This window comes from Streptomyces sp. NPDC002690, from assembly GCF_053592415.1.
The window spans coordinates 1-5,184 of record NZ_JBSFVR010000455.1 but is presented as its reverse complement, the minus strand read 5'-3'; the positions used below and the strand labels follow the sequence as shown (position 1 = coordinate 5,184).

Genomic DNA, 5,184 nt, shown 5'->3' with positions numbered 1-5,184 from the left:
GGCGGCGTCCGGCGCCGGGGCCGCACAGGCCCGCTGCACCAGGGCGGGCAGCGGATGCGCGGCGACCTGGCCGAGCAGCGCGGCGAGGAGTTCGTGGGCGGCCCGCCGGTGCGCGGGCGGGGCGTGCCGCAGCACCGCGCGGCCGAGCAGGGGGTGGCTGAAGTGGACGCGGCTGCCGGTGCGTTCGAGGATTCCGGGGATGCCGCCGGGCCCGAAGAGCGCGCGGTCGAGCAGGGTGGCGCCGAGTCCCGCCCGGTTGCCGGCTCTCAGCAGGAGTCCGGCGTCGGCTCCGGCGCCCTCCGGCTCGTGCTCCTGGGCGGCGGCGGCCAGCAGCAGGAGGGTGCGGGTCTCGGCGGGGAGGCCGTCGAGCTGTGCGGCGTGGGCGTCGAGCACGCTCTCGCCGCCGGGCAGCGGGAAGGGCAGCACCGTGCGGCCTGCCAGCTGGTCCGCGGTGAGGTGCCCGACGAGCCCGGCGAGCAGCCGCGGATTGCCCGCCGCCTCCCGCAGCAGCTCGCCGCGGACCCCGGGGTCGATGTCGGGGGACTTGCCGGTGAGGCGCTCCAGCAGGCAGGCCGCCGCCTCGTCGTCGAGCGGGCCGAGGCGCAGTGCGGGCAGCCCGGCGAAGCTGGTCTCGTCGGCCGACGCGATCAGCACGGCGGCCCGGCTGCCCGCCCCGAGCCTGCGGGCCGCGAAGCCGAGGGCTTCCCGGGACGGGGGGTCCCAGGCGTGCGCGTCGTCCACGCAGACCAGCACCGGCCGGTCGGCGCCGGTCTCCCGCAGCAGGGCGAGCAGCGCGTCGGGGGTGATGCCGGAGCGCGGCCCCCGCCCGGGCGGTACGGAGAGCGGGCCGGGGGCCGAGCCGAGCAGGGCGCGCAGCCCGCTGTGCGGGAGGCGGCGCTCGGCGGGGACCGCCGTCACCTGCAGCACGGGGCCCCGGTTCCGGGCGCGGTGCGTTTCGGCCGCCGCGTCCAGCAGGGCGCTGCGGCCGAGACCGGGCGGCGCGGTCACCACGAGCGCACCGCCGTCGCCCTGCGCGAGACGGCCCAAGAGGGTTTCCACTATGGCGAGTTCACCGCTGCGGCCGTACAGCCGGAGCGGACTGTGCACGGTCGTCGAGGGAGTCACACCGGCACGTTACGTCCGCGTGAACAGAGCCGGAAGACGCACGTCCGCTCCATCGGCCCGAACGGCCCGGTGCGGTGCGCCGTCCCAGGAGAACGGTCTCCGGACTGTGCGCGCGCACAGATTCCGGCGCGCCCGCCGACCCTCGACCGTACTTTCGTGCCATGACGATCCCACTCCGCACCGAACAGCACACCGCACTGCGCACCGAGGACGGACTGACCCTGCGGTACTGGTCCTGGTCCCGCGACCCCGATCCGGCGTTGCCTCCGGTGGTGCTGCTGCACGGTTTCGCCGCGCACGCCCGGCTGAACTGGGACGGCCCCGGGGTGGTGGAGGCCCTCCTCGTGGCCGGCCGCCGGGTGTACGCGCTGGACGCCCGGGGCCACGGCACCTCCGACCGGCCGCACGAAGAGGGCTTCTACGGCGAGGAGTCGATGGCGGGCGACGTCCGACTCCTGGCCGACCGGCTGGGAGCGGACGAGTACCACCTCGCCGGGTACTCGATGGGCGCGGTCGTCGCGCTGCTCACGGCGGCGGCCGATCCTCGGGTCGGGCGGTTGGTGGTCGGAGGCGTCGGCGCGGGCGTGGTGGAGGTCGGCGGCCTGGACACCCGGGCGATGCCGCCCGAGCTGGTGTCGGCCGCGCTGACCGCCGACGACCTGACGACCGTCCCCGAACAGGCGCGTGGCTTCCGTGCGTTGGCCGACGCCACCGGCTCCGACCGGTACGCGCTGGCCGCCCAGATACGCGCGGCGTTCCGGGGGCCGGTACCGCTGGACCGGATCGCCGTGCCCACCCTCGTACTCGCCGGGGACGCCGACCCGCTGGCCGTACGCCCCGAGGTGCTGGCGGGCGCGATCCGGGGCGCCCGGGTCACCGTGCTCCCGGGCGACCACCTCTCGGTGGTGCGCGAGCCCGGATTCGCCGCCGCGATCACGGAGTTCCTGGCGGCGGGGTGAGGGCTGCCCCTGATCCACGGGGGTGCGACGGCAGCCGCGGCATCTCGCCCCCGGCCGCACACCCCGCGGGTCGATTCCCGGCAGGCCCTCGGCCGGTGTCCGCGTCGGCCGTTCTCAGTGGTCCCGCTCACGTCCCCCGAGGACCGCGCAACCGTTCCGGCCCGGTGGAGGTCCTCCGAACCGGGCCCGGTTCAGGGCCGTAGGACGCGAGGCCGGAGCGACGTGGTGGGGGTCCGTAGGGTGGCGAAGGGCGTGGGCGACTTCTTGGCCGACACGGTGGGGGAAGTCGTCGCCGATGCGGTTCTCACCGGGCTCGCCTGCGCCCTGCTTGGCGGCGTGGCTCTGATCGCCTACCTGAGCTGGTCCTTCAGCCCACGCCTGACCATCGCGGGAGCCGGGCTGGTCAGCCTCCTCCTCGCGCACGGCGCCTGGCAGACCTTTCGCACCTCCGCGAAGGGGCTCCGCCGGGGCCTCGCCGTCCTGACCACCGCCGGCTTCGCCCTGGCCGCTTCGACGGCCGTCTTCCTGCTGCTCTACACCCCGGGCTGCGGCTGTCTCTGAAGGCGCTCGGCTCCGTGCGCGCCCGACCAGCGCGACCGGTACGGCACAAGGGGCGGGCGGGGAACACGCTTCCCCCACCCGGCCCTTCGGCGGTGTCTCAAAGGCGCACGGTGGGTCCCTGGACACCCCGGACCGTACCCGAGGGCTCCTCGGGAAGCCGGAGGGAGCGTATGACAGAGTGGCCCGGCTGTCGCAGAGGGGACCACGCCCGGACGGGCGGGCGGGGGTGCAGAGGACCGGCGCCGGCGCGCGGGCCGTGGAGGCTTCTTGGCCCCCTGTCCCGTCTTCCGCACCACCCTTTCCAGGAGTACGTCATGAACGCCAAGCGCCACCGCCTGCTGCTCGCCGCCGTCACCCCCATGCTCGCCCCCGGGGAGCAGGTCGAGGTGGCGACCATCGTGAACCTGAGGACTGTCTCGGTCCGCAGGACGGCCGCCTTCGCGGTGGCCTCGGCGGTCCTCAGCGCGGGTGCGTTGACCGTGATCCCCGTGCCGGTGCCGATGTACCTGGTCATGACCGACCGTCACTTCTTCGTCTTCCGGGCCAACCCCAACATCGCCCGGACCGGGGAGCACCTGATGACGTTCGCGCGGGCGGGCCTCGTGCGCACCGAGGTCAAGGAGCGCGTGCTCAACTCGTCCTTCGTCGTCTCCTCGCCCGACAGCGAGCAGGGGCTGCGGATCGTCTTCCCGCTGGTCGGCCGCAAGGACCGCAACACGATAGCCACCGCCCTGCCGGTCGCGGGTTGACCTGGACGCCCGGCCTTCGTACGAGAGCGGCACCGGAGCCGACGCCGTGCCCCCACCGCGCCCGGAAAGCGTGGTGGGGGCAACCCCTCACGAGTTCGAATCTCGTATCCTCCGCCATTGCTCTCACCGGGCGATACGTCGAAGGATGGGCTGCCGAGAGGTACGGGTGCGAGGGCATGCCCGTGCGTACAGGCAGCGGTCACGCGGCGGGCACCACCAGACCGCGAGGGCATCGGTGACGGCGCGGAGATCCGTGAGCCGCTGGGAACGACCCGGTCGGGAGGGCAGTTCACCAGGGCCTGTGGCGAGGGCCGGCCAGTGCGGGCTCGCTCCGGAGTACTGCCGCAGCACCCCCGCCGCCTTTCGACGGGCCAGGCCGGGGTCGCCGATCAGCGCGTCCCGGATGAGAGTTGGCCGTCCGTGGGGAAGGTGGGTGGGATGGTGAGCCACTGCCGGCGGCCCGGTTCGTCGAGGTCACCGAGGCGGGCTCGGTGCTGGTAGTCGCGGCGGGTGAACCGCACGTCGTCCAGGACGATCCAGTAGTCCGCCGCGAACAGCTCGGCCAGTGTGGTCAGTCCGGGGAACAGGTTGGGCTGGTGGATGGCACACAGCCCGCCCGGTTCGGGCAGTTCAGGCGGCAATGAGGCGGCTGGTGAAGCCGTCGTGGACGAGGGATTCGTACGCTCCACGCACGTCCTCCGGGACCTGCTGCTCGATGGCGAATCCGAGCTTCGGATACTCGATGACGCGCTGGAGGTCGCCGACGAGCATGTCCAGGACGAGCTTCTCGTCACCGATGGACTTCACGTAGTCGTCGAACCCCAGCGGCTCCGACGCGCAGAGGATCTCGACGTCGGGCCACAGCTTGCGGGCGGTCGCGAAGGACCGCCGTTCCATGTAGGGCTTGGAGACCAGCAGCACCGTGGCCGGGGTGATGCCGGCGGCGGCGAGGACCTCTCGGGAAAGGGTGATGTTCTGCCCGGTGTTGCCTGCCTCCGGTTCCAGCAGGATCGCCTCGGCCGGGACGCCAAGACCGAGGGCGTGCTCACGGAAGTGGACGGCCTCGCCGCGCGGGAAGACCTTGGCGGTGGTGGGGCTGTTGCCGCCGGTGAAGACCAGGGTCGGGAACAGGCCGGCGCGGGACAACTCGGCGGAGTGGGTGGCGACGCCGAGGTCGTGGCTGCCCAGCCCGATCGCCACGTCGACCGGCCGCAATGGGTGGTGCATCTGGTGGTAGTCCCAGATCAGCGTGGCCTGGCGCCGCTGGTCCTCGGTGATGGCCTGCTGGTTGTCGCTCACGCGTCTCTCCCTGGTCACCCTCGCCGGGGGCCGGTCGGCCCCTCGCTCATGGCCTTGATGCCCTCGATACTGCGCAGTTGGCGGACGAGTCCGTACTGCGCGGCCGTGCGGGTGGCCCGATCGAGGACGAGGAGTCCATCGTCTCGGGTCGCTGCGTCGGAGAGCAGGATGTGGCCATGGGCGGTGTCCAGCCGTACGCGTCGCATCGGTGAGTCGGTGGCGCCGCTGCTGCGGGCGATGTCGACGAAGTGCGGGGCTTGGGTGAGGTCGCCGGCGCCACGGCGGGCGAGGGCGAGTTTCTGGTGGGCCACCGACCAGTCGTCGGGTTCGGTGAGGCCCTCGAAGTCGCGGGTCGCGGCCTGCATGACGCGGGTCGCGTAGTCGTGCCGACCGTTTTACAGCCCCTGCCCCCTGGGCACCCGGACCGCCCATGGCCACATCCTGCTCTCCGACGCAGCGACCCGAGACGATGGACTCCTCGTCCTCGATCG

General features: G+C 73.3%; 6 protein-coding genes and 1 pseudogene. 3 read left to right on the top strand and 4 right to left on the bottom strand.

Annotation, left to right across the window (positions count from 1 at the left end):
* A partial coding sequence (locus ACWD3D_RS33160; RefSeq protein ID WP_451464431.1) for an AAA family ATPase occupies nucleotides 1-1,125 on the bottom strand: 1,125 nt, incomplete at its 3' end.
* Between the two features lie 161 nt (nucleotides 1,126-1,286).
* Here ACWD3D_RS33160 and ACWD3D_RS33155 point away from each other — a divergent pair.
* From ACWD3D_RS33155 to ACWD3D_RS33145, 3 genes are all read left to right on the top strand, one after another.
* Nucleotides 1,287-2,084: an alpha/beta fold hydrolase gene (locus ACWD3D_RS33155; protein ID WP_451464430.1), complete on the top strand. Its 798-nt coding sequence runs from the start codon at nucleotides 1,287-1,289 to the stop codon at nucleotides 2,082-2,084.
* A 252-nt stretch (nucleotides 2,085-2,336) separates the two neighbouring features.
* A complete protein-coding gene (locus ACWD3D_RS33150) occupies nucleotides 2,337-2,645 on the top strand; it encodes a lysine transporter LysE (RefSeq protein WP_451464429.1) in 309 nt (102 codons plus the stop codon).
* Between the two features lie 314 nt (nucleotides 2,646-2,959).
* A complete protein-coding gene (locus tag ACWD3D_RS33145; RefSeq protein ID WP_451464428.1) occupies nucleotides 2,960-3,394 on the top strand; it encodes a hypothetical protein in 435 nt (144 codons plus the stop codon).
* 389 nt (nucleotides 3,395-3,783) lie between these two features.
* On the opposite strand, the gene ACWD3D_RS33140 is transcribed toward ACWD3D_RS33145, so the two are convergent.
* The 3 genes and pseudogenes from ACWD3D_RS33140 to ACWD3D_RS33130 all read right to left on the bottom strand — a co-directional run.
* The gene (locus tag ACWD3D_RS33140; protein ID WP_451464427.1) at nucleotides 3,784-4,035 is read right to left on the bottom strand and encodes a WbqC family protein; all 252 of its coding nucleotides are present in this window, start codon (nucleotides 4,033-4,035) and stop codon (nucleotides 3,784-3,786) included.
* The gene (locus tag ACWD3D_RS33135; RefSeq protein WP_451464426.1) at nucleotides 4,025-4,693 is read right to left on the bottom strand and encodes a YdcF family protein; all 669 of its coding nucleotides are present in this window, start codon (nucleotides 4,691-4,693) and stop codon (nucleotides 4,025-4,027) included. The genes ACWD3D_RS33140 and ACWD3D_RS33135 overlap by 11 nt, the downstream gene beginning before the upstream one ends.
* A gap of 14 nt (nucleotides 4,694-4,707) precedes the next feature.
* A pseudogene (locus tag ACWD3D_RS33130) lies at nucleotides 4,708-5,088 on the bottom strand (hypothetical protein); the annotation flags it as partial.
* Nucleotides 5,089-5,184: the final 96 nt, after the last annotated feature.

Bases quoted from the DNA above. Each gene is read 5' to 3' on its own strand.
- ACWD3D_RS33155 (WP_451464430.1), top strand. From the start codon at position 1,287: ATGACGATCCCACTCCGCACCGAACAGCACACCGCACTGCGCACCGAG.
- ACWD3D_RS33145 (WP_451464428.1), top strand. From the start codon at position 2,960: ATGAACGCCAAGCGCCACCGCCTGCTGCTCGCCGCCGTCACCCCCATG.